The 24,443-nt window shown below is 67.8% G+C and carries 22 protein-coding genes; 15 read left to right on the top strand and 7 right to left on the bottom strand.

Features of this window, described 5'->3' with window-relative positions:
* Positions 1–78: 78 nt before the first annotated feature.
* The 5 genes from LKD76_RS16050 (at position 79) to LKD76_RS16030 (ending at position 6,563) form a co-directional block, all read left to right on the top strand.
* Positions 79–1,407 (top strand): aminotransferase class V-fold PLP-dependent enzyme, encoded by a 1,329-nt coding sequence (locus tag LKD76_RS16050; protein WP_227982134.1) that lies wholly within the window; start codon positions 79–81, stop codon positions 1,405–1,407.
* Complete coding sequence (locus LKD76_RS16045) at positions 1,404–2,741, top strand: heavy-metal-associated domain-containing protein (RefSeq protein WP_227982133.1); 1,338 nt, start codon at positions 1,404–1,406, stop codon at positions 2,739–2,741. Before LKD76_RS16050 ends, LKD76_RS16045 begins: the two co-directional genes overlap by 4 nt.
* On the top strand, positions 2,738–4,216 hold the full coding sequence (locus LKD76_RS16040) for a type III PLP-dependent enzyme domain-containing protein (RefSeq protein ID WP_227982132.1): 1,479 nt from the start codon (positions 2,738–2,740) through the stop codon (positions 4,214–4,216). Before LKD76_RS16045 ends, LKD76_RS16040 begins: the two co-directional genes overlap by 4 nt.
* Positions 4,216–5,544, top strand: a complete 1,329-nt coding sequence (locus LKD76_RS16035) for a pyridoxal-phosphate dependent enzyme (protein WP_227982131.1) — start codon at positions 4,216–4,218, stop codon at positions 5,542–5,544. The genes LKD76_RS16040 and LKD76_RS16035 overlap by 1 nt, the downstream gene beginning before the upstream one ends.
* A gap of 92 nt (positions 5,545–5,636) precedes the next feature.
* Entirely contained in the window at positions 5,637–6,563 is a 927-nt protein-coding gene (locus LKD76_RS16030) for a 2-hydroxyacid dehydrogenase (protein ID WP_227982130.1), read from the top strand.
* A 48-nt stretch (positions 6,564–6,611) separates the two neighbouring features.
* On the opposite strand, the gene LKD76_RS16025 is transcribed toward LKD76_RS16030, so the two are convergent.
* Positions 6,612–8,042: an FtsW/RodA/SpoVE family cell cycle protein gene (locus tag LKD76_RS16025; RefSeq protein ID WP_227982129.1), complete on the bottom strand. Its 1,431-nt coding sequence runs from the start codon at positions 8,040–8,042 to the stop codon at positions 6,612–6,614.
* 104 nt (positions 8,043–8,146) lie between these two features.
* On the opposite strand from LKD76_RS16025, the gene LKD76_RS16020 reads away from it, so the two are divergent.
* The 3 genes from LKD76_RS16020 (at position 8,147) to LKD76_RS16010 (ending at position 11,428) form a co-directional block, all read left to right on the top strand.
* The gene (locus LKD76_RS16020; RefSeq protein ID WP_227982128.1) at positions 8,147–10,015 is read left to right on the top strand and encodes a Na+/H+ antiporter; all 1,869 of its coding nucleotides are present in this window, start codon (positions 8,147–8,149) and stop codon (positions 10,013–10,015) included.
* Positions 10,016–10,111: 96 nt separating this feature from the next.
* The gene (locus LKD76_RS16015; protein ID WP_227982127.1) at positions 10,112–10,750 is read left to right on the top strand and encodes a TetR/AcrR family transcriptional regulator; all 639 of its coding nucleotides are present in this window, start codon (positions 10,112–10,114) and stop codon (positions 10,748–10,750) included.
* Positions 10,751–10,828: 78 nt separating this feature from the next.
* Positions 10,829–11,428, top strand: a complete 600-nt coding sequence (locus tag LKD76_RS16010; protein ID WP_227982126.1) for a dihydrofolate reductase family protein — start codon at positions 10,829–10,831, stop codon at positions 11,426–11,428.
* Here LKD76_RS16010 and LKD76_RS16005 read toward each other — a convergent pair.
* Complete coding sequence (locus LKD76_RS16005; protein ID WP_227982125.1) at positions 11,410–12,189, bottom strand: TetR/AcrR family transcriptional regulator; 780 nt, start codon at positions 12,187–12,189, stop codon at positions 11,410–11,412. The two genes, LKD76_RS16010 and LKD76_RS16005, sit on opposite strands and share 19 nt — an antisense overlap.
* 53 nt (positions 12,190–12,242) lie before the next feature.
* On the opposite strand from LKD76_RS16005, the gene LKD76_RS16000 reads away from it, so the two are divergent.
* Positions 12,243–13,724, top strand: coding sequence for an MFS transporter (locus LKD76_RS16000; protein ID WP_227982124.1), 1,482 nt, complete (start codon positions 12,243–12,245; stop codon positions 13,722–13,724).
* Here LKD76_RS16000 and LKD76_RS15995 read toward each other — a convergent pair.
* From LKD76_RS15995 to LKD76_RS15985, 3 genes are all read right to left on the bottom strand, one after another.
* Positions 13,633–14,316: a hypothetical protein gene (locus LKD76_RS15995; protein ID WP_227982123.1), complete on the bottom strand. Its 684-nt coding sequence runs from the start codon at positions 14,314–14,316 to the stop codon at positions 13,633–13,635. The genes LKD76_RS16000 and LKD76_RS15995 overlap by 92 nt on opposite strands.
* Positions 14,313–14,681, bottom strand: coding sequence for a hypothetical protein (locus tag LKD76_RS15990; protein ID WP_227982122.1), 369 nt, complete (start codon positions 14,679–14,681; stop codon positions 14,313–14,315). Before LKD76_RS15990 ends, LKD76_RS15995 begins: the two co-directional genes overlap by 4 nt.
* A 246-nt stretch (positions 14,682–14,927) precedes the next feature.
* Positions 14,928–16,448, bottom strand: coding sequence for a DHA2 family efflux MFS transporter permease subunit (locus LKD76_RS15985; RefSeq protein ID WP_227985261.1), 1,521 nt, complete (start codon positions 16,446–16,448; stop codon positions 14,928–14,930).
* Positions 16,449–16,660: 212 nt separating this feature from the next.
* On the opposite strand from LKD76_RS15985, the gene LKD76_RS15980 reads away from it, so the two are divergent.
* The 5 genes from LKD76_RS15980 to LKD76_RS15960 all read left to right on the top strand — a co-directional run bounded on the left by LKD76_RS15980 (position 16,661) and on the right by LKD76_RS15960 (position 20,689).
* A complete protein-coding gene (locus LKD76_RS15980; protein WP_227982121.1) occupies positions 16,661–16,900 on the top strand; it encodes an NfeD C-terminal domain-containing protein in 240 nt (79 codons plus the stop codon).
* A gap of 14 nt (positions 16,901–16,914) precedes the next feature.
* Positions 16,915–18,021, top strand: a complete 1,107-nt coding sequence (locus tag LKD76_RS15975) for an SPFH domain-containing protein (RefSeq protein ID WP_227982120.1) — start codon at positions 16,915–16,917, stop codon at positions 18,019–18,021.
* 32 nt (positions 18,022–18,053) lie between these two features.
* Positions 18,054–18,437 (top strand): cold-shock protein, encoded by a 384-nt coding sequence (locus LKD76_RS15970; protein WP_227982119.1) that lies wholly within the window; start codon positions 18,054–18,056, stop codon positions 18,435–18,437.
* 120 nt (positions 18,438–18,557) lie between these two features.
* Positions 18,558–19,652 carry an ATP-dependent DNA ligase gene (locus LKD76_RS15965; RefSeq protein ID WP_227982118.1) on the top strand — a complete coding sequence of 365 codons (1,095 nt, stop codon included), beginning with the start codon at positions 18,558–18,560 and terminating at the stop codon, positions 19,650–19,652.
* Positions 19,649–20,689, top strand: a complete 1,041-nt coding sequence (locus LKD76_RS15960) for a DNA polymerase domain-containing protein (protein WP_227982117.1) — start codon at positions 19,649–19,651, stop codon at positions 20,687–20,689. Before LKD76_RS15965 ends, LKD76_RS15960 begins: the two co-directional genes overlap by 4 nt.
* A gap of 1 nt (position 20,690) precedes the next feature.
* On the opposite strand, the gene LKD76_RS15955 is transcribed toward LKD76_RS15960, so the two are convergent.
* Together LKD76_RS15955 and LKD76_RS15950 are read right to left on the bottom strand one after the other, a co-directional pair.
* Positions 20,691–21,347: a TetR/AcrR family transcriptional regulator gene (locus LKD76_RS15955; protein ID WP_227982116.1), complete on the bottom strand. Its 657-nt coding sequence runs from the start codon at positions 21,345–21,347 to the stop codon at positions 20,691–20,693.
* A complete protein-coding gene (locus LKD76_RS15950) occupies positions 21,331–22,476 on the bottom strand; it encodes an acyl-CoA dehydrogenase family protein (RefSeq protein WP_227982115.1) in 1,146 nt (381 codons plus the stop codon). Before LKD76_RS15950 ends, LKD76_RS15955 begins: the two co-directional genes overlap by 17 nt.
* 223 nt (positions 22,477–22,699) lie before the next feature.
* On the opposite strand from LKD76_RS15950, the gene LKD76_RS15945 reads away from it, so the two are divergent.
* The gene (locus LKD76_RS15945; RefSeq protein ID WP_227982114.1) at positions 22,700–24,184 is read left to right on the top strand and encodes an SDR family NAD(P)-dependent oxidoreductase; all 1,485 of its coding nucleotides are present in this window, start codon (positions 22,700–22,702) and stop codon (positions 24,182–24,184) included.
* The last annotated feature ends 259 nt before the right edge of the window (positions 24,185–24,443 follow it).

The following is a 24,443-nucleotide window of genomic DNA, read 5'->3' as shown; positions in this document are numbered from 1 at the left end:
CGACCGGCTCCGAGAGATTCCGCAACAATGGGTATCGTGGATACGGTCGCCAGCGTACGAGCCGAAGGGAGCGTCACGTTGCGGTCGCCAACGTCCGATCCCGCCCGCCCGGCCGCCGCCGCAGTGCCGCCGACGGCGCATTCCGCTTCTGCCGCACCGTCGACGGACTCGATCCGCGCGCTGTTCCCCGCGCTCACCGACAACGGCCCGGTCTATCTCGACAGCGCCGCCACCACCCAGAAACCGCTGCCGGTCATCGAAGCCGTCGACGGCTACCACCGCCGCCACACCGCCAATTCCGGTCGCGGCACCTACCCGTGGGCCACCCGGCTCGCCCGCGAGGTCGAACAGGTACGCGCCGACACCGCCCGCTTCCTCGGCGCCCGGCCCCACGAGGTGGTGTTCACCGCGGGCGCGACCGCCGGGCTCAACGCCGTCGCCCTGGCCTGGGCTCTGACCGCCCTCGACGACGGCGACGAAATCCTCTACAGCCCCCGCGATCACGCCTCCAACGTCTATCCCTGGCTGCAACTGCGGGCCACCCTGGCCCATTTCGGCCGCCGGATCCGGCTCGTCCCCTACCGCACCACCGCGCTGGGAGAGGCCGACGTCGACGACATCGCCGCCAAAGCCGGGCCCCGGACCCGGCTGTTGACCCTCAGCCACATCCATCACGTGTTCGGCGCCCTCAACACCCTCGAGGAAGTGCGTGACCGCCTCGACCCGCGGGTGGTGGTGTGCTTCGACTGCAGCCAGAGCGCCGGCCACATCCCGATCGACGTCGGCGAACTCGGCGCCGACTTCGCGGTGGTGTCGGCGCACAAGATGTTCGGGGCGCCGGGGACCGGTGTGCTGTTCTGTCACAGCCGCCTCCACGACCAGCTCACCCCCTTCCTGCCGGGCGGCAATTCGGGTGTGCGCGTGCGGGATTCGACATTGCTGCCGATGCGGATGCCGGACCGGCTCGAAGGCGGCACCCACAACATTCCCGGAATTCTGGCGCTCGGCGCCGCCGTGGGTGTGCTCGACGCCCTCGGTGTCGACACCATCGCCGAACACAATCGCGTACTCACCCGCCGCCTCGTCGACGGTATGCGCGCCCTGCCGGGGCTGCGGTTGCTGCCCGGGCCCGCGCACGCACCGTGCGATATCGGCTACGGCATCGTGTCGTTCACCCTCGACGGGATCACCGCCACCGACCTGGGTTTCGTGCTGTCGGAACTGGGTTTCCTCGTCCGCACCGGCGCGCACTGTGTCCCCGCCGACACCGCGACACCACCCGGCGACATCGATATCGTTGCCGCCGAAGCCGATTCGGTACGAGTAAGCACCCACATCTACACCACGACCGAGGAGGTCGACCGGTTCCTCGACTGCCTCTCCACCCTCGCCACGGAGGTCCGATGACCACACGCCGCGACATCCCCGCAGCCCCCGACACCCCCGCGGCCCCCGACATCCCCGCGGTCACCAACATCCCCGCGGTCACCAACATCCCCGCGGTCACCGGCGAACCGGCCGCCGCCGATTACGATCGCCGCGGCGCGGCAAGGATTCTCGCCGAACTCGCCCACCCCGGCCTGTTCGCCACCACCGCCACCACCGGACCACGCACGATCGCGGTCACCCGCACCGCACTGCGGCCCGAACCCGGCAGCCGGCTCACGGTGTCGCAACGGCTGTATCTGGAGGCGTTCATGCGGCCCTGCCGCGCCGATCAGGTCACCAGCGCCACCCACCGCGTCGTGTGGACCGACAGCGACGGCATCCCCAACACCGGCCACTTCCACCGCGCCGGCCTGGGCCCGATCGTGCCGGTCGCGGTCCGCGAAACCGTGCTCGCGCTGTGGCACAGCCTGCACGCCGACGCCGGCCTGGCACAGCGCATCGCGGCGCTCACCGCCCACGACCACGCGATCCTGTCCGCCACCACCACCGATCACGATCCGATCGACATCTTCCGCGTCGGCATCGAGGCCACCGGGCGCGCCCTGGCCCAACATGCCCTGCTGGCCGACACCACCCCGTATCGCACACCTGCCGAATTCGCCGCGGGCCTGCGCGATTCGGGAATCTTCGCCGCCGTCGCCACCCGCTGGTACTGGGAACAGCAAGCCTCCACCTACCGGCGCGGCATGATCGCGGCCGCCTTCGACACCCAACCCGACGGCACCGTCCGCTACACCGCCGACACCGTCACCACGCTGCGCGCGATGAAGGACGCCACGCTGCGCGACGCACGCACCGTGATGACGCGCGCCACCACCGAGGAAGGACTGCCGGTCGAAGCCGCCATCGCCCGCTACCACGACGAACTCGATCTGATCTCACGCCAGTACGCCCTGCTGCCCGCCGGTGCGCGGCCCGCGTGCCTGGCCGCGATGCCCCATCACATCGACGGTGCCCACTACAGCCTGCTGTCGCAGGTCGTCGACCGGTTCGTGGACCTGTTCACCCGCACCGTCGGCGAGATCGAGATCGTCGAATCCACCGACGCGGCCACCGAATTCAGCGGCCCGGCCGAGCACCTGTTCTATGTGCCGGACATGAACTGCAAACATTGCGTGCGCACCATCGGCGGCGTGCTGGAATCGATGCTGATCACCGTGCACGAGATCGACCTGATCAGCAAACGCGTACGAGCCGAATTCCGCAGCGCCCGCAACCGGCACCGCGCCTTCGAAGCCTTGCGCGACAGCGGCTACAACCCCACCCTCGCGGCCCCGGACACCGCCGGATGAGCACACCACCCGCCCTACCGGCACTGCTCCATCCTCTCGTACGCGCCTACCTCGACACCCCCGATGCGCTCGGCACCGCCCTGACCCGCTACGGCACCCCCGTGCACCTGCTGTTTCCGCAGGTCTACCTGGACAATCTGACCCGGTTGCGGGCGGTGCTACGACAGCACCGCCTCGCGCACCGAATCTGCTACGCGCACAAGGTGAATCACTCGCGCGCGATACTGGCCACCGCCCATCGGGCCGGCATCGCCGTCGACGTCGCCTCCGCACAAGAGCTCGCCGCCGCCCGCCAAGCAGGCTTCGATGTGGCAGATATCGAGGTGACCGGACCGAAAGGACGGCGGCTGCTCGCCGCCATCACCGGAACCGGGGTCACCGTCAACGTCGACAATTCGTGGGAGCTGCGCGAACTCACCGCCCGCGCCGACCCCGCCACCCCCGTGCCGGTACTGCTGCGCCTGACCGGATTCCCCGGCCCCGACGGACGCAGCCCGGTCAGCCGATTCGGTATCGCCCCCGGCGAGGTCGACGGGCTGCTGGCGCTGCTCGCCGACCATCGCGACCGGATCCGGTTGCGCGGATTCGCCTTCCACCTCGATTCCGGCGAGGTCGGTGAGCGCGTTCGCGCCGTGCAGGCATGCCTGGGCTGGATCGAACACGCGCACACACACGGCCTGGCCCCCACCGTGATCGATATCGGCGGCGGATTCCGGCAGGTCTTCACCGCCGACCCCGACCGTTTCGACCACTACACCCGCACCCTGCGGCAGTCACTGCTCGGCCACGGCGAACCGATGAGCTGGGGCGCCAACACCTTCGGCTACCAACTCGACGACACCGGCGCCCACGGCATCCCCGTATTCCACAAATACGCCAACACCGTGCCGGCGGCGCACATGCTCGCCGAGTTGCTCGAGACACCGCTACCCGCGCACGGCGGGCAGACCGTGGCCCGGGTGCTGGCCGACAACCTGCTCGAATTGTGGTGCGAACCCGGCAAAGCGCTGCTCGACCATGCCGGGATCACCGTGGCGGGCGTGGAATTCGTCAAACGGACCGCCGACGGCAGCACCGTGGTGACCGTCGACATCGGGCGTGACACCGTCACTCCCGCCGACCAGGAGGTGATGGTGGATCCGCTGCTACTGCCCGGCCCCGGCACCGGCGATATCGATCACGCCGCCACCGGCCCGGCCGGGGTGTACATCGCCGGACATCTGTGCCTGGAACGCGATCTGGTCAGCAACCACAAGGTGTGGTTGCCGCGGCTGCCGCAGCCCGGTGACGTGCTGGTATTCCCCAACACCGGCGCCTACCACATGGATTTGTCGGCAGCGCGCGCATCCATGCATCCGCTGCCACCGAAACTGGCCGTCGACCATCGCGACGGGTTCCACCTCGCCGCCGACGCCGACTACCGGCCCGCACCGGCCGAGCCGGTCCACGAGACCGCGACGGCGGGGTGGTCGTGATGCGCTACGACCACATCACCGACCTCATCGGCAATACCCCGCTGCTGCGCCTGGATCCCGCGGTGCACGCACTGCCCGGTGTCGAGCTGTACGCCAAACTCGAGTACTGCAATCCCTTCGGCTCGGTGAAAGATCGCGTCGCCTGGGGCATGATCCGCGACGATATCGACGACATCGCCGCGGCCGGGCAAACACTCATCGAAGCCTCCAGCGGCAACACCGCCAAGGCATTACGGATACTGGGCGCCCAGCGCGGTATCGGACTGCACGCGGTCACCAACAGGATCAAAGTCGACGAAGTTCGCGATCTGCTGCAACTGTTCGGCACCCGGATCGAGGAAATGCCCGGGCTCTCGGAATGCCCGGACCCCACCACCCCCAACGACGTGTACTCCGTCATCGAGACCACGATGGCGAAAAACCCCGGCGCCTACCATCATCTGTCGCAGTACACCAACGAGAAGAACATCGAGGCCCACTATCACGGCACCGGGCGGGAGATCCACGACGATCTGACCGCGGCCGGACTGCACGCCGACTACCTCATCGGCGGCCTCGGCACCACCGGCTCGACCCGCGGAACCGCCACCTATCTGCGCAAACACCATCCCGAACTCCGCACCATCGCGGTCGTGTCGCAGCGTTCGGATTTCATCCCCGGCATCCGGTCGGAGGCCGAGATGTGGGATGTGGGACTGTTCCAGCCCGAGTTCTACGACCGGATCGTGACCATCGACTCGGCCCGCGCCATCGACGCCACCGTCGAACTGGCCACCGGCTACGGCATCATGGCCGGACCGACCAGCGGCGCCGCCTACGCCGCGACCCTCGAGGTCCTGCGCGCACAGCCGCCCGAACAGACCCCCACGGTGGCGGTGCTCATCGTGTGCGACCGCATCGAACCGTATCTGTCCTACATCAAGAAGCGACGCCCGGATCTGTTCGGCCGCACCACCTCCGCCGCCACACCGCCCGGCACCGCCGAACTCGACGCGGTCGCGCAGCTGTCGCCCGAGCAACTGCGCGATCTGGACGCTACCGCACGTCCCACCATCGTCGACACCCGCGGCGCCATGGCCTACCGCATCGGGCACATCCCCGGCGCGATCAATATCCGCGACGACCAACTCGACGACATGTTGGCCCACGGCATGCCGTTCTCCCGTTCCCGCCCTGTGGTTTTCGTCTGCCCGGTCGGTGATCTGTCGCGCCGGTTCGCGGCGACCGCGGCCCGCGCCGGATTCGACGCCTACAGTGTCACCGGCGGCCTGCTCGCCTGGCGCGACGCCGGATTTCCGCTGGAAAGTTCGGCCGCGCCGGAGATCTGAGCGGCCCGGGCACTGCCCGGCCACCGCCCGCACACCGCCCCCGCCCAGGAAACGCCGACCGGCGGCGACCCCGCTGACTACCGTGACACGATATGGCGGTAACGGTGCTGGTTCCACACCAAATCGGGATGTCGGCCCTGGCACATCTCGACGGTGTCACCACCGTGCACTACCGCCACGACGACGCCCTGCCCCCCGGCGCGGAATCCGCCCATGTACTCATTCCCGACGTCCGCGCCGGCGCCGACACCGTCGCTCTGGCCCACCGGCTGCCGGACCTGCGGCTGGTGCAACTGCTCACCTCGGGCGCCGACCGCTGGATCGGGCGCCTGCCGGGCGGGGTGCAGTTGTCCACCGCGCGCGGCGCCCACGGGACCGGTGTCGCCGAATGGGTGCTGGGTGCACTGATCGCCCTGTACCGCGATTTTCCGGCCTTCGCCCGCGCCCGCCAGGAACGCCGCTGGGCCACCCACGACACCGACACCCTCTACGGAAAACGAGTGCTGATCGTCGGCGCCGGCGATCTGGCCCGCGCCGTGACCGCCGTACTGGCACCGTTCTCGACCCCGGTGACCGTGGTGGCGAGCACGCCCCGCCCGGGTGTGCACGCGGTCGCCGAACTGCCCGCACTGTTGCCACGCCATGACGTCGTGGTGCTGGCGGTGCCGTTGACCGCGGCCACCCGCGCGCTGATGGACGCGACCATGCTGGCCCGGCTGCCCGACGGCGCCATCCTGGTCAACGTCTCGCGCGGGCCGGTGGTCGATACCGACGCGCTGGTCGCCGAGCTGCACACTCACCGCCTGCGCGCCGCCGTCGATGTCACCGACCCCGAACCGCTACCCCGACATCATCGGCTGTGGGGTGCGCCGGGATTGTTCCTCACCCCGCACACCGCCGGCACCAGCAGCCACAGCACCGCCCGCGCCTATGCGGTCGCCGCGACCCAGATCCAGCGTTTCCTGTCCGGGCAACCGCCGGAGAACCTGATCGGCGCCGCGCCCGCGCCGCGGGACTGACACCGGCGGGCGGCCCCGGATCCGGATGCCGCCCACCGGCTTCGGCGATCAGGCCGTGCCGGGCCGCCGAATATGCTCGGTCGCCGCCTCCGCGATCGGAGCCGGCGGCGGTGCGGCGGGTGCCGCGCGGACCCGGCCGTCGTGGGAGATCCGGATCAGCAACGCCACGATCACATAGTTGGCCAGCAGCGACGATCCGCCGTAGGACATGAACGGCGTGGTCAAACCCGTCAGCGGAATCAGTTTGGTCACCCCGCCGACCACCACGAACAGCTGCCAGCCCACAGAGAACGCCAGCCCGCCCCCGAGCAGTTTGCCGAATGCGTCGCGGGTGGCCAGCGCCGCCGCGAACCCGCGCACGGTGATCACACCGAACAACAGGATCACCGCTGTCAACCCGAACAGCCCCAACTCCTCCCCGATGGTGCTGATGATGAAATCGGTTTTGGCGAACGGCACCTCCTGCGGGCGGCCCGCACCCAGTCCGGTACCCCACAGTCCCCCGGTACCCAGCCCGAACAGGCCCTGCGCGATCTGAAATCCGTTGGTGTAGTAGGTCGCCATCGGGTCCTCCCAGACCCGCACTCGCACCCGCACATGGGAGAACAACCGATAGGCGATGACCGCACCCACCGCGAACATCGCCACCCCGATCAGCAACCACGACGCCCGCCCGGTCGCGATGTACACCATCGCCAGCACCGTGCCGAACACCAGCAGCGAGAACCCCAGATTCTTCTCGTACACCAGCACGAGCACCGATACGAATGTCACCACCAGCAGTGGCCCCAGATCCCGCAGCCGCGGCACCGTGAACCCCAGCACCCGTGTGCCGGCGGCACCGAAGAGATCCCGATTCGCCACCAGATATCCGGCCACGAAGATCAGCAACAACACCTTCGCGAACTCCCCGGGCTGAATCGAGAACCCGGACAGCAGAATCCAGCTCTTACCGCCGTTGACCTCGCTGAAACGCGACGGCAGCACGGCCGGGATCAGCAGCAGCACCACACCGGCCAGCCCGCAGGTGTAGGCGTAGCGCGCCGGTCGGGCGTGATCACGCACGATGATCAGCACCAGCGCGAACAACGCCACACCGGCCGCGGTCCAGATCATCTGATGCGCGGCATCCGATGACGGCGCAGGCTGCCCCGCCGCGGCCGCGGCCGCCGCCTGCGCGCGGTCGAGCCGATCGATGAGCACCAGCCCGAGCCCGTTGAGCACCACCACACACGGCAGGATCACCGGATCCGCGCGCGCCGCGAACATCCGCACCGACACGTGCGCCACCAGCGTCAACCCCGCGAACACCAGCAGCGACCACCGCAGCGAACTACCGTCCTCACCACCGGCCGCCGCGGACATGTTCCATGCCGCGATCCCCACCACGGCAACCGCCGCGACACACAGCAGCAGTTCCGCACGCCGGGGATGGCCACCCACGACCGGCCTCGACAACCTGTCCCGCACCGCATTCATCGTGTCCCAGTATGCGGATCCCGGCCGCTGCTCGCCGCCCGGCCGCTGCTCGCCGGATTCGCCCGGATTCGAGCGGAACCGGGCGGAGCTGGCACGATGAGCGGGTGCATATCGCGTTCGGGGTCGTAGCGCTGCTGGCTGTCGCGGTCGCGCTCGCAGCGCTGGCCCGCCGCATCGGCATGGCCGAACCGCTGCTGCTCACCGTGGCCGGCGTCATCGCCTCCTATCTGCCGTTCGTCCCGCAGATCGACATCGACCCGGAATGGGTCCTGCTGGGTCTGCTGCCACCGCTGCTCTACACCGCCGCGATCAGCACCTCCCTGCTGGAGTTCAAACCGAAGAAGCTCTCGATCGCCCTGCTGTCGGTCGGGCTGGTACTGGCCACGACCTTCGCAGTCGCGCTGGTGGTGTGGCAGTTGCTCCCGGTGCCGTTCGCCGCGGCCGTCGCACTCGGCGCGGTCGTCGCGCCCCCGGACGCGGTGGCCGCGACCGCGGTCGCCCGCCGGGTCGGGATGCCACGGCGCATCGTCACACTGCTCGAAGGCGAATCACTGTTCAACGACGCCACCGCACTGGTGTCACTGCGGACCGCGATCGCCGCACTGGCCGGCAGCTTCAGCGTCTGGCAGGCCGGTGGCGAATTCGTCTACGCCGCCGCCGGCGGCGCGGTGATCGGCATCGTGGCCGCGGCCGTTCTGGTGTTGCTGCGCCGCCGCATCACCGACCCGGTCCTCGACACCGGCGTGTCACTGCTGGCGCCGTTCGCGGCCTATCTGCCGGCCGAGGCCGTGCACGCGTCCGGCGTGATCGCGGTGGTGGTGTGCGGATTGATCCTCGGCCAGGGCGCCCCGGTCTGGCAGTCGGCCGCGTCGCGGGTGGCCGAGCGCACCAACTGGCGGACCATCCAATTCCTGTTGGAGAGCGCGGTATTCCTGCTCATCGGCCTGCAGGTACGCCATATCGTCGACGACGCCTGGAACAGCGGACTCGACCACACCACCATCGTGGTCACCGCGGTGGCGGTCCTGCTCACCGTCGTCGTGGTCCGCCCGATCTGGGTGTTCCCCGCGACCTATTTCTCCTGGTTCGTCGAAAGCCGCCCGCGCGGCAAGCCGCGCCCCACCTGGACCGGTCCGGCCGTGGTGTCGTGGGCCGGTATGCGCGGGGTCGTCACCCTCGCCGCGGCGACCCTGCTGCCCGACGACACCCCGCAATTGGCGACGCTGAAACTGCTGGCCCTCGTAGTGGTCGGCGGCACCCTGCTACTGCAGGGCATCTCACTGCCCGCACTGGTGCGGGTGCTGCAACTTCGCGGTCCCAGCCGCGCCGAGGACGCACTGCAGGAAGCAGCGCTGCTACAGCAGGCCACCAGCGCCGGACTCGAAGCGCTCGACTCGGCCGTCGCCCCGGAAACCCCGCCGGAGGTCGTGGCGAGCCTGCGCGACCGGGTGGCCCGCCGCAGCCACGCCGCATGGGAGCAACTGGGCCGCGCGGAATCGCTGCGCATCACCCCCAGCGGTGAATACCGGCGCCTGCGCCTGGTCATGTTGCACGCCGAACGCGAGGCGGTCCTGCGGGCCCGCGACGCCGGCGGGATCGACCACGAGGTCCTCGAACAGGTGATGACCGCCATCGACCTCGAGGAGTCCACCATCGACCGGATCGGCGAAGCCGACGACGACGAAGCCTCCGGTCTGCTCGCCGCGCCGGTCTCCGGCGGCTGCGAACATCTGCTCGAGGCACCGCACACCCGCGTGCCCGACCATCCCGACGCCTGTACCGAGTGCCTCGCCGAGGGGTTGATGTGGGTCCATCTGCGCATGTGCCTGACCTGTGGGCATATCGCCTGCTGCGATTCCTCGGTGGGCAACCACGCCACCAAGCACTTCCACAGCACCGCCCACCCGGTAATGCGCAGTGTCGAACCCGGCGAAACCTGGCGCTGGTGCTACGTGGACGAAATCCTGGGCTGACCGGCCACGAACCACCACCCGCGCCCGGTGCGCGCCCGGCACCGGCGGTGGTCGGGCACTGCCGGGCGCGGGAGAACAACCGTTAGGCTCGGGCGAGTGCAGACAGGTCAGGACTCCACCGACAACGACACCCGAATCTGGGGCGGGACCACGCTCACCGAGCGCCGCGAAGCCCGCCGGACCGCGTTGCTGGAGGCCGCACTGGATCTGATCGGCGAGGCCGGCGCCGGCGCCGTCACGATGCGCGCGGTCTGCCGCCGGGCGGGGCTGACCGACCGCTATTTCTACGAGAGCTTCACCGGCCGCGACGATCTGCTCGATGCCCTCTACCGGCTGGTCGCCGACGACTTCCGCGAACCGATGACCGCCTTCGCCGCCGCCGCCGACCCCGCGCGCGACCGGGAGCTGGCCGCTGTCCTGGTCGACAAGGTGCTGGCCGACCCGCGCAAATCACGCCTGTTCCTGGTCGAACCGTATTCCAGCACCGGGCTGGGCCAGACCACGATCTCGGTGATGCCCACCTTCACCCGCCTGATCCAGGACCACCTGTTCACCGATATCGAGGATCCGATGCGCCGGCGGATGGCCGCGGTGACGATGGCCTCCGGCAACGCGGGACTGTTCGCGGCCTGGCTCAACGGTTCGCTGCGCGCCGATCGCGATCAGGTCGTCGATCACCTGGTCGCGGTGATCGGCGCCTATCGCGCGATGTATCGCGAGCAGCCGCACCGATGATTCCCGGACCCGGCGGTCGTCTGTTCCGGTGAGCGCGTCGGATCGGCCCACGGCGCCACGAACGAAGGAGCGCGAGCGATGACGACAGTGGTGTGCGGTGCGAGTATGTCGCTGGACGGTTATATCGCCGGGCCGGACGAGTCGGGGTTCGAGCACCTGTTCGCCTGGTACGAGGCCGGCGACCACAGTGTGCCCAGCACGCATCCGGAAGTGCCGTTCCACCTGAGCGCGACCGACCACGCCCACGTCAGCGCCTACCTCGACGCGGTGGGCGTCTTCGTGGTGGGGCGGCGGCTGTTCGATCTCACCGACGGCTGGGGTGGTATCCATCCCTTCGATCGGCCGATAGTCGTTGTCACCCACCGCGTTCCGCGGCAGTGGATCGACGCTCATCCCGAGGCCCCGTTCACCTTCGTCACCGACGGCGTACCGGCGGCGATCGAGCGAGCGGCGGCGCTGGCCGGTTCGAAAGCGGTCGGCCTCAACGGTGGAACCATCGCCTCTCAGGCCCTCGAGGCCGGGCTGCTCGACGAGATCTGGGTCGATCTGATTCCGGTGCTGCTGGGTGCGGGTACACCGCTGTTCGCCGGGCTCGGTGCGCAGCCACATCTGCTCGAGGACCCGGTCGTCGTCCAGGGCACCCGCGTCACCCACCTGCGTTATCGCGTGCGCCGGTGAGCCTCGCCGGGTGATACCGCCTCCGGTTCCGGACGCGCGTCCGGGCCGAGGCCGGCGACGGTCGGCACCCCCAATCGCGCCGCGAGCCCGTCGAGAACACTGACCAGCCCGAAATCGAAGGCCAGCGCACGGGCCACCTCCGGATCGTTGGGCAGGGCGTGGCGGTAGTCGTCACGCAATTGCGGATAGTCCGCGGCCAGTTGGTCCATCGAGGCGAGCATCGAGTCGTGGTCGACTTCGGCACCGCCGCTGGCCTTGCGGAAGCTGATCTCCGGAAGTACCTGTCCCAGGACGAAACTCATCAGCAGGCTGGTCGCCAGGTAGACGTCGGTGCCCTCGAATCCGGCCTGCAGGAAGGTGCGTCGCAGCCGGTCGGTCAAGGCGAAGGCGCGGGGCCCGACGCTGGGCAGCTGTCCCAGCAGGGTCGCCGCCCAAGCGTGCGATCGCAGGGTGACGCGCAGACTGTAGGCGAAGGTCGTGAGGACCGCCCGCCAGTCCTCGCCTTCGGGCTCGGGGACCTCCACCAGGCCCCACACTTCGTCGAGTGCCAGCTCGAGCAGTTCGTCCTTGTTGGCCACGTACCAGTAGATCGAGGTCGCGCCGGCGTTCAGGCGGGCGCCGAGTTTGCGCATACTCAGTGCCTCGAGGCCGTTGGCGTCGAGTAGTTCCACGGTGGCCGCGACGATCTGATCGCGCGTGAGCCCCGAACTGCGGGGCGGGCGGATCGGGCGGGTCCACACCGAGCTGAACGGTTTGGTCACGGCCTCACTGTAATTCCCTCGCACACTGTTCGAGATTATCGTACGCTGCTCCAGTGGAATCGAACACTGTACGAGAATCCGCCGAGCCGACCGCTCGCGATCCCCGACGCTGGTGGATCCTGGGCGTCCTCTGCCTATCCCTGCTGGTGCTGATGATCGACGGCACCGTCCTCAATCTGGCCATCCCGTCCCTGATCCGCGGGCTGGGCGCGAGCCCATCCGATATCCAATGGATCCTCGACGCCTACGTCCTGGTCTTCGCGGGCCTGCTCCTCACCGCCGGCAGCCTGTCCGACCGATTCGGCCGCCGCCGCATGCTCATCACCGGCCTGGCCGTCTTCGGCGCCGCCTCCCTGCTGGCGGTGCTGGCCACCGAACCGTGGCAGGTCATCGCCGCCCGCGCCGCCATGGGCGTCGGCGGATCACTGCTGATGCCCTCGACCCTGTCGATCCTGATGACGACATTCGACGAGGACGAACGCCGCAAGGCCATGGCCGGCTGGTCGACGGTGTCGATGGTCGGCATCGTCCTCGGCCCCACCCTGGGCGGTTTTCTGCTGCAGCACTTCTGGTGGGGCTCGGTCTTCCTGCTCAACATCCCCGTCGCGATCATCGCGATCATCGCCGCGGTGGTGTTGATGCCGGAAACCTTCGGTCAGCAACGCCCGGTCGACCTCGTCGGGGTGGCGCTGTCGATCGTGGCACTGACCGCGACGGTGTACGTGATCATCGAACGCGAATGGAATATCCCGGTCATCGTCCTCGCCGTCCTGGCGGCCGCCGGATTCATGTACTGGGAGTACCGGTCCCCGCATCCGATGCTGCCGTTGGCGATCTTCCGCAACCGCGATTTCACCGGCACCTGCCTGACCCTGCTGCTGATGGTGTTCGGCATGGGAGCGGTCATGCTGATGCTGACCCAGTACCTGCAGTTCGTTCTCGGCTACAGCCCGATGAAGGCCGGACTCGCGCTGCTGCCCTATGCGGTGGCCGCCGCGGTGTGCAACGGACTGGGCGCGACCCTCGGCAAAACCCTGAGCAACAAGACCCTGATCGTCAGCGGTCTGACCGTGATGGCCGCGGCGTTCGCGACCCTCGCCAACGCCGACAGCTACGCCTGGGTCCTGGCGGCGATGCTGGTGATGGGTGTCGGCGGTGGTCTCGCCGGGCCCGCGGCCTACGCCGCGATCATGAGCGCGATCCCGCTCGAGCACGCCGGTGTGGGTTCGGCGATGAACGACACCATCCAGCAGGTCGGGATGGCGATCAGCATCGCGGTCCTGGGCAGCGTCCTGGCGGGGGTGTTCACCTCGCACATGCCCGCCGACATTCCCGCTGCCGCCCGCGACAACATCGGCAGCGCCTTCGCGCTCGGCTTCGGCGAACCGGCGAAATCGGCGTTCACCGCCGCCATGTCCTACGGGTCGTGGATCAGCGCCGGCTTCAGCCTCGCCGCAGCCGCACTGGGACTGGTACTGCTGCGCCGCCGCAAGCCGCAAGCGGCTCCTGCGCCGGAACCGACGCCGGCGAGCTGAACCGGGCCGGGACCGGATCGGCGGCGGGTGGAAGACCCGCCGCCGCCCGCGCGGGCAGCCAGCGCGAGAACCGTTCGACCAGGTGCAATGCGCCCAGCCGCACACATCCGGTCAGCACACTCTCGGCGAGGGTCATATCGTCTTCGCGCAACCCGTAGATCGAGATCAGCACGGTGTGCCGGGCGTCATCCGACAGCGCACCGGCATCGCGGCCGGGCAGCCGTGTCTCCTGCACCACCGCCGGACATCCGGAATGCAGCACCACCACGGCCTGCAACCCGGCCGCCAGATCGGGCACCGGCGCACGGTGTCCGGCCACTGCCGCCGAGATGAACGCGGCGGGCAACTGTTCGGCCCCGTCGAGATATCCGGATTCGACCGCCCGCCAGCGTTGCAGCGGCGGGAAGTGCTCACAATCCGCGTGGCCCGACCATCGCCGGTAGGCCCGCTCCAGCAACACCGCGGTCGCGGCCTGGCAGCGGGACTCGTCCTCGATGACGGCCAATTGCTGCACCAGCCGGCAGCGCGGGCCGCGCTCCGGCCGCATCCGATCGCCTTCGGCGATACCGAGTTCGAAGTCGGTGATACTCATCGGCCACCGCCGATACCCGAGCGTGGTAGCGACTTCGCCGCGGTCACCGTCAACCCCCGCGCGCGCCGCGGCGTCCGCGCCTGCCGCCACGCGGAGACGAACAGCGCCACGCCCGTCGCCATCGCCACGACAACGGCGAGCGCGGCCAGCACCAGGGGGGTCGTCGCGGCGGCGTCGGTGCGGCCCGCCCCGCTGGCCCGGATCAACAACGCCGCGACCAGGGGGCCGATCAACGCCAATCCGGCACCGGTGAGCAGCAGGCCGCCGGTCGTCAAGGTTTCGGGGGGCAACGACGTCCCGACAGGTTCGACGGACTCCTTCACCGGCGTCGTTCGAGATCCCAGCAAACTTCTGCGCAGCGACATGACCTCCCCTTTCGATCACCTGCTCCTCGATGCATTTGAACTGGGAATTCAAACGTACAACTCGAATCGCCGGTGGCTCACCGAAAGTGACGAAACTGTCACACGATTATCGCCAGCAATTCACCAGCGATCGATGCGTCACGCCCTCGAAAACGGCGAATGCCGCCCGGGCAGCGGCCGGAAACAGCCTGCCCGAACGGCATTCGATGCACGGTTGCACTGAGTGCGCAACCGAAACCGACAGGTTCAGTGCCCCATCAGAACCGGTGCGTCGGCCCCTTCGGGCAGCTTCGGTTTGGTACGCGGCAGGAACGCCGCCGGAATCAACGTCACCAGCACCAGCACCAGCGCCACGATGTAGGTGTGGCCGTAGGCGGTGGCGGCCTGATCGAAACCGGTGTCGAGCGCACCGGGCGGCAGCTTCTGCACGATGGTCGGATCGAACTGCGACCCGATGGCGGCCTGGGCCAGCGGGCGATTCTCCAGCATGTTCGTCAACAGCACCGACATGATCGCGGTACCGATCGACCCGGCGGCCTGGTTGACGATGTTCATCAAGGTCGAACCACGCGCCACCTGGGAGTGGGTCAACGTCTGGATCGCCGCGGTCATGGTCGGCATCATCGTGCAGCCCATGCCCAGGCCCATCACGAACAACGCCACACACATCAGCGGTATCGAGGTGTCCGCGGACAGCTGCGTGAAGAACACCAGGCTCAGCGCGATCACCGACAGGCCCGTCATCACGACCTTGCCCGGCCCGATCTTGTCGACCAGCTTGCCGCCGATCGGCATGGTGATCATCGCGCCCAACCCCTGTGGGGCGATGAGCAATCCGGTCACCAACGTCGATTTACCCTGCACCTGCTGCAGATAACTGGGCAGCAACAGACCGGATCCGAAGAACGCGACCGCGAAGAACACCGCCGTCAGCACCGCGAACGTCAATTGCCGGTTGCGGAACAGATGCAGATCGATGAGCGGATGTTCGGTCCGCAGCGCGTGGAATACGAAGCCCGCCATCAGCGCCAGGCCGATCGCGGCCGGAACCAGTACCCGCGCCGAGGCCACCGTGTGCTGTTCGGGAATCGAGGACACACCGAACAGGAACAGCGCCAGACCGGGTGAGGCCAGCAGCATACCGAGGAAATCGAAGGATTGGGTCGGCTCGGGTCTGTCCGAGGGCAGCACCACCACCGCCAGGATCAGCGCGACGATGCCGACCGGCAGGTTGATCAGGAAGATCCAATGCCAGCTGAAACTGCCGATCAGCCAGCCGCCGAGAATCGGGCCCAGGATAGGTCCCAGCAACATCGGCACGCCGAGAACCGCCATCACCCGCCCGATCCGTTGCGGACCGGCAGCATGGGTCATGATCGTCATGCTCAGCGGCATCAACATGCCGCCGCCCAGGCCCTGCAGCACGCGGAAGCCGATCAGGGATTCGATATTCCACGCCGTGGAGCACAGCACCGAACCGATGACGAAGAAGGTCAACGCCAAGACGTAGAGGCGTTTGGTGCCGAACCGGTCGGCGGCCCAGCCCGTCAGCGGGATGACGCTGGCCAGGGCCAGCGTGTAGCCGGTCATGGTCCAGGCCGCGACGGCGTAACTGGTGTCGAATTCGTGTTGGAACGTCGGCAGGGCGACGGTCACGACGGTCACGTCCAAGATCGACATGATCGCGCCGAGCACGACCACGCCGGCCACCTTGAACACCGCCGCGTCGAGTTTGTCGGATGCGGGATCCGACGCCGTCGCCGGCATATCCGGAGGAGGGGTCACCGCTTCAGCCTGCCAGGTGCCGGATCTGTTGGCCAGCCCCCTTTCCCAGCGGAGGCCATATTGAAACCTCGAGATATATGTGACCGTTTTGCCCGGAGTCATCGTTATCTCGGCTCAGCCGCCGAACCCCCATCCGGCACCGAACTACATTGGGATCTCACCGTTCATACGTTGTCCGCCAAGGAGTTCCCCACATGGACGACCCGGTACTGGGTTCGACCGGTAAGCTCACAACGCCGATCCGGGGCGCAGGCATGCTCGGGGAGGTCCTGGTCGCGATCAGAGGGGGCACGGAGCTGTACATCGCGCGATCCACCGAAGCCCTGGACACCGGCACCACCGTCCTGGTCGTTCAGGTCAATCCCGGCCGGATCGTCGATGTCGTCCCGTGGATCCCACTCGACCTCGGACCGGGTGGGGAAATACCGAAATAACAAGGGAGACACCAGTGCTGGGCTATCACGTGCCCGATCCCGACGAAGCCATGCTGATCAGCGGCGGCCGCGTCAAGGACAATGCCCCGTTTCGCGTCATCACCGGCCACGGCGCCTGGGTGATGCCGTTCTTCCGCAAGGTCAGCTACCTGTCCCTTGCCATGTTCGAATCCGAGATCCAGGAACGCTGCGTCACCCGCCAGGCCATCCAGCTCGACGTCCGCGCCGTGATCGCGTTCAAAGTCGCCAACGACACCCAGTCGGTCGTCAACGCCGCCCAGCGCTTCCTGTCCGAACAGGAACGCGAGATGTCGGTGCTCACCGGCCGCATCTTCTCCGGCCACCTGCGCTCCATCGTCGGCTCCATGACCGTCGAGGAGATCATCCGCGAACGCCAGAAACTCGCCGACGAGGTCCTCGTCGCCTCCAAAGTCGAAATGAGCAATATCGGCCTGTGGGTCGACTCCTTCCAGATCCAATCCATCGACGACGGCGGACTCGGCTACATCACCGCCCTGGCCGCCCCGCACAACGCCGCCGTCCAGCGCGACGCGCAGATCGCCCAGGCCGCCGCCTCGCAGGCCGCCGCCGAAGCCGAACAGGAATCACTGCGCAAACGCGCCGAATACCAGCGCCAAACCGAAATCCTGCAGGCCGAATACCAGCGCGACATCGACAAGGCCCGCGCCGAAGCCAGCCAGGCCGGCCCACTCGCCGAAGCCATCGCCCTCCAGGAAGTACTCACCGCACAGGCCGAACGCGCCCGCAAGGAAGCCCAGCTGCGCGAACAGCAACTCCAGGCCGAAGTCGTCAAACCCGCAGAAGCCGAGGCCGAACGCGTCCGCGTCCTCGCTCAAGCCGAAGCCGACCGCACCCGCATCCAAGCCGAAGCCGCCGCCTCCAACAACCGAATCGCGTTGGACCAGTTGCTGATCGAACAACTCCCCGAAATCGTCAAACAGGCCGCACAGGGCCTGTCCAACGCCAACCTCACCGTCCTCAACGGCCCCGACGGCGTCGGCGAACTCGTCAACGGAATGGTCGGCCAGGGCCTCACAGTATTCAACTCACTGCAAAAGGCTCTTTCCACCGACAACCACTCCGACGCACCTATAGAGTGACCGAACACGCACGGCAAGAGGAGCAGGTGTAGGTGTCGATCGGGAAATTGGTGTCCTTCGACAGTTCTCGGGGGTTCGGATTCATCCGTCCCGAAGACGGCGGTCCCGACGTATTCGTTCACGTGAACGATATCGGCCTGGACGAGGACGAACTACGTCAGGGACGGGTATTCGAATTCGAGGTCACCGAGGGGGACCGAGGCCCCAAAGCGATCAACCTCACCGCCGTCGGCGGCGCACCGGCCCCGCCCCGCCACCGCGGCCGCGGCACCGGACCACTCACCGCCGCCGAGCACAAACGGCTGATCACCGAGCTGCTGCTCGACGCCAGCCCCGCCCTCACCGCCGCGGAGATCATCACCATCCGCGAGCGCCTCACCGAATTCGCCGACCACCACGGGTGGCTCGAGAACTGAGCCGGGCGCGCTGCGATCGCGACCACGGCTCTCGGCCTACGATCATGACGACGGCGCCGGGCGATGAATTTCGCGCGCCCGCTCCGTCGGCATGGGTGAGACCGACCCGAGGAGGATCGCGTGGACCTGCCCGTCATGCCACCGGTGAAACCGATGCTGGCCAAATCCGCCTCCGCACTCCCCCGTGAGGACACCGTTCTCTACGAACCCAAATGGGACGGATTCCGGTGCATCGTCTTCCGCGACGGCGCCGACATCGAACTCGGCTCGCGCAACGACCGGCCGCTGACCCGCTACTTCCCCGAAGTAGCCCAGCGCCTCGGCGCCGCCCTCCCCGAACGCTGCGTCCTCGACGGCGAAATCGTCGTCGTCACCGACCACGGCCTCGATTTCGACGTCCTGCAGAACCGCCTGCACCCCGCCGCCTCACGCGTCAGCAAACTCAGCGTCGAGACCCCCGCCTCCTTCGTCGCCTTCGACCTGCTGGCCCTCGGTGACGACGACCTGACCACAACCCCCTTCCACGAACGCCGGCGACTACTGGAAGCACTGCTCGACACCCCCCACGACGGCATCCACCTCACCCCCCTCACCTCCGACCCCGACATCGCTCAGGACTGGTTCACCCGCTTCGAAGGCGCCGGCTTCGACGGAGTCATGGTGAAATCCCGCGACCTGCCCTACATGCAGGACAAACGCGTCATGATCAAGGTCAAACACGAACGCACCGCCGACTGTGTCGTCGCCGGCTTCCGCTGGCACAAAGACGGCCTCGGCGTCGGCTCCCTGCTACTCGGCCTCTACGACGACGAGGGCAACCTCCACCACGTCGGCGTCGCCAGCAGTTTCACCGCCGCCCGCCGCGCACAACTGGTCGACGAACTGGCACCACTGCGCACCGACGCACTCACCCACCACCCCTGGCGACAATGGGCCGACGCCGCCGCACAGGCCAAAGCCGACGGCAAGATGCCCGGCGGAGTCAGCCGCTGGACCGGCGGCAAAGACCTCTCCTGGGAGCCGCTGCGCCCCGAACTCGTCGCCGAAGTCCGCTACGAGCACCTCATGGCCGGACGCCTGCGCCACGGCGGCCGCCTGGTCCGCTTCCGCGACGACCGCACCCCGCAATCGTGCACCTACGCCCAACTCGAGGAAATCGCACCCGCCGAACTCTCCGACATCTTCACCACCGCGAAAGAGCAGGCCCGGCGATGAGCGAAGCCCTCGACATCGACACCGACGGCGTTACCGTCCGCATCACCAACCCCGCCAAGGTCTACTTCAGCACCCGCGGCGAAACCAAACTCGACCTCGTCCGCTACTACCAGGCCGTCGCCGAACCCATCATGCGCACCCTCGGCAACCGGCCCGTACTGCTCGAACGCTATCCCGACGGTGCCGGCGGCAAATCCTGGTTCCAGAAACGCGTCCCCAAATCGGTACCCGACTGGCTGCAGACCGTCCAGGTCTCCACCCCCAACGGCACCACCAGCGACGCCCTCGTCGCCGCGAACCTCGCCCACCTGCTGTGGGCCGTCAACCTCGGCTGCCTCGGATTCCACGTCTGGCCCAATCACATTCCCGCAGGCGGAGTCCCGGCCCGCACCGAAGGCGAGATCGGCGACCTCGACATCAGCGACGAACTACGCATCGACCTCGACCCCTCCCCCGGCATCGGCTTCGACGACCTCCGCCACGTCGCCGTCCTCACCCGCGACCTGCTCGCCGAACTCGGCATCGACGCCCGCGTCAAAACCTCAGGATCCCGCGGCCTGCACATCTACGCACTGCTCGAACCACTCTGGGACGGTTACCAAGTACGCGCCGCCGCCGTAGCGCTCGCCCGCGAACTCGAACGCCGCCACCCCGACCTCATCACCGCCCAATGGTGGAAAGAACAACGCGGACAACGCGTATTCATCGACTACAACCAGAACGCCCCGCACAAAACGGTATTCGGCGCCTGGTGCGTACGGCCCAAGGTCGGCGCCCAGGTCTCCACCCCGATCTCCTGGGACGCCCTCGAAACCGTCGTCCCGGCGGATCTCACCATCGCCACCGTCCCCGACCGCCTCGCCGCCCTCGGCGACCCCTGGGCAGAGCGCACCCCGCAATCCATCCAGCCCCTGCTCGAAATGTCACGCCGCGACTTCGATTCCGGACTACTCGACGCCCCGTGGCCACCCCAATACCCCAAGATGCCCAACGAGCCCCCACGCGTCCAGCCGAGCCGCGCCCGCACTCCCAGCTGAGTCAGCGACCCCGCTCGATCCGCGGAAACGTGGTGTCGACCAACGCCATCAACACGTCCGACAGCAGAAAATGCACCTGCTCACGGTCCAGCGTGCCACGAGTAATCCACTCCCGACCGGCAGTTTTCACCAACCCGCTGTACGCCCGCACCAACGCCCGCAATTCGTCGTCACGCGCCGAACCGCTCAAGCCGACCATCTGCAGCAGCCGATCCGCCGCCGCGTCATCGGCCTCGTCCAGAATGCGCTGCACCTCCGGATCGTCCCCGATGCCCTCATATCCGGTGACCTTCACCCAGGTACTGCCCAGACCGCTGATCGTATCCAGCAACCAGGACACACTCGCATCCACCCGCTCACGCGAACTCCCCGTCGGAGTCACCATGTGATCGGGTCGCGGCAGCGTCACCATCCGGCGAACCACCGCGAGATACAGATCCCGCTTATTGCCGAAATAGTGATTGATCAGCCCGCGCGCCACCCCAGCACGCTGCGCCAGCTCGGCGGTCGACACCGCCGCGTACGGGCGTTCACCGAACATCTCGATGGCGCACGCCAAAATCTGCGCGCGCCGTTCGTCCGGCTCCAGCCGGCGCCGCCGTGCCGACTCGGCATCGACCGGCGCCGACCCGGTCGTGGTATCAGAGTGAGCGGGCAATGAGATCCTTCATCACCTCGTTGGAACCGGCGAGGATCCGCAACACGCGCGCACCGGTGTACAGCTGGGAAATCGGGTACTCCGTCATGTATCCGTAGCCACCGAACAATTGCAGGCAGCGGTCCACCACAATACCCAACTGGTCGGTGAGCCAGTACTTCGACATCGCAGCCGTGGGAATATCGAGTTCCCCCCGCAAATGCTTACCGATCGCATCGTCGAGGAACGTCCGGCTCACCCGCGCGATCGTCGCGCACTCGGCCAATTCGAACTTCGTGTTCTGCATCGCGAACAGCGGCTTACCGAAAGCCTCACGGCCCTTGGTGTATTCGACCGTGAGCTCCACCGCCCGCTCCATCATCGCCACCGCCATGATCGCGGTCACCAGCCGCTCTTGGGCCAGCAACTGCATCATCTGATAGAAACCCTGGCCCTCGGCCTCGCCCAGCAGATTCGACGCCGGCACCCGCAAGCCGTCGAAGAACAACTCGGCGGTGTCCTGCGCCTTACCGCCGATCTTGTTCAGAATTCGACCCCGGCGGAACCCCGGTGTCTCGTCGTTCACCTCGGCGAAGATCAGCGATACCCCGGAAGCGCCCTTGGTCGGATCCGTCTTGGCCGCGATGATGATGCCGTCACACAGCCAGCCATTGGAGATGAAGATCTTCGACCCGGTGATCACGTACTCGTCGCCCTCTCGGACCGCACGAGTCTTGATGTTCTGCAGATCCGAGCCCGTCCCGGGCTCGGTCATACCGATCGACAACACCATCTCACCGCTGGCGGCCTTCGGCAGTACCCGGCTCTTGAGCTCCTCGGACCCGAACTCCTTGATGTACGGCGCGATGATCGACGAATGCACCGGCATACCCAATGATCCGTCCCCCGCGAACGACTGCGCCTCGATCAATGCCGCCTCGTGCGCGAAAGTGCCACCGCCACCCCCGTATTCGGCGGGAATCGCGGGGCACAGCAGGCCCAGCTCGCCGGCCCGGTTGTACAGCTCACGATCCGGATGCCCCTGCGCGACGAACTTCTCCTCGTTCGGCAGGACCTCCTTCTCGAAGAAGGTCTTCGCCAGATCCCGGACCGCCTCGACCTCATCGTCGCTCCACGCGGAACGCGCCATCGTTACTTCCTTCGTCTCGAACCCCGCGCAGGCCTGCACCGGCCCGCAGGCACCCAGCCTGACCGACTATTGGCGAGATGTCAACAACGCGCCGCCGCTGCCGCGCCCCGCCCGCGCTCACCGTCCGCGCGGCCACCCGGCCCTCGTCGAACAGCGCCCTCACCAGCGATGCGACAATGGTCCGGCAACCCCACCGCAGACGAAGGAATCACCCGGCAGCACGATGGCTGAGTACACCGCGACGAACGCGCCCACCACCCCCCTGCCCGGCACCTCCATCGATCCCGACGAACTGGCCATCTGCCTGCGGGTTATCGATCAGGCCGCCCAGCTCGACGACAAGGACCCCGATTCGATCGCCGTCCAGCGCGCCGTCGGCCTGATGTTCAAGAAGCTCAAGCGGCAACGACGCACTCAGGCCCGCGATGCCATCGCCGAGGCCGACCGGGCCGTCGTCGCCGCGACCGCCACCGGCTCCCCGCAACGCATCGACGACGAGACCGCCGGCATCCCGCTGTCCACCACCACCGTCGGCGATGCCGCCGGCACCCTGCTGCGCCCGCGCCCCTGCTACATCTGCAAACAGCGCTACACCCGGGTGGACCGCTTCTACCACCAGCTGTGCCCCGACTGCGCGACCCGCAATCACGCCAAACGGGACGCCCGCACCGACCTGTCCGGTCGCCGCGCCCTGCTCACCGGCGGCCGAGCCAAGATCGGCATGTACATCGCCCTGCGACTACTGCGCGACGGCGCGCACACCACCCTCACCACACGCTTTCCCAACGACGCGATCCGTCGTTTCACCGCACAACCGGACAGCGCGCAATGGCTGCACCGGCTCCGCATCGTCGGCATCGATCTGCGCGATCCGGCCCAGGTCGTCGCCCTCGCCGACGACGTCGCCGCGCAGGGCCCGCTCGACATCATCATCAACAACGCCGCCCAGACCGTCCGCCGGTCGGCCGGCGCGTACGCCGCCCTCGTCGACGCCGAATCCGCCCCACTACCCGCCGGCCCACTGCCCGACACCATCAGCTTCGGCACCACCACCCAGGCACATCCCAACGCGCTGACCGCCTCGCTCGACGCCGCGCTCGTTCCCACCACGGTGTCGGCCGCCGAGGTCACCGATCTCGCCCTTGTCGCCGGATCGGCCACCCCCGAACGCATTTCACGCGGTGTCGCGATCGACGCAGGCGGGCTGGTCCCCGACCTCGCCCACACCAACAGCTGGGTGCAGACCGTCGCCGAGGTCGACGCCACCGAACTGCTCGAAGTACAGCTCTGCAACTCCACCGCACCGTTCCTCCTGATCTCCCGGCTGCGCCCCGCCCTCGCGGCATCCTCGGCCCGCCGCAAGTACGTCGTGAACGTCTCGGCGATGGAGGGCGTCTTCAGCCGCGGCTACAAAGGCCCAGGCCATCCGCACACCAATATGGCCAAAGCCGCGCTCAACATGCTCACCCGCACCAGCGCGCGCGAGATGTTCGAAGCCGACCGCATCCTCATGACGGCGGTCGATACCGGCTGGATCACCGACGAACGCCCGCACTACACCAAGGTTCGTCTCGCCGAGGAAGGTTTCCACGCTCCCCTCGACCTCGTCGACGGCGCCGCTCGCGTGTACGACCCCATCGTGCGCGGAGAAGCCGGCACCGACCTCTTCGGCTGCTTCCTGAAGGACTACGAACCGTCCAACTGGTGAGCTCGGCTTGTCTGGGCCTTCTTTGACATACGTGAGGTGCTCGGTTGTTCGCGACACTCGAATCGGTGATACATAGTTAGATGCGCATATCCACGTATCGATATTGATTGTGTCTCAGATGGCATCCCATCAGCTCGATCGGATGCCGATCCCCTGAACTTTCCGCGGAGCGTCCGCCGTGCTTCATCCACGGCGGACGCTCTCCTTCTCGACGCGAATCCGATGTATGCGTCGCCCCCCGCCCCCGCTTACGGCCGGC

The organism is Nocardia spumae, assembly GCF_020733635.1.
GTDB lineage: Bacteria > Actinomycetota > Actinomycetes > Mycobacteriales > Mycobacteriaceae > Nocardia > Nocardia spumae.
Note: the sequence above shows the minus strand (reverse complement) of the source record. Positions and strands in the feature narration are given on the sequence as shown.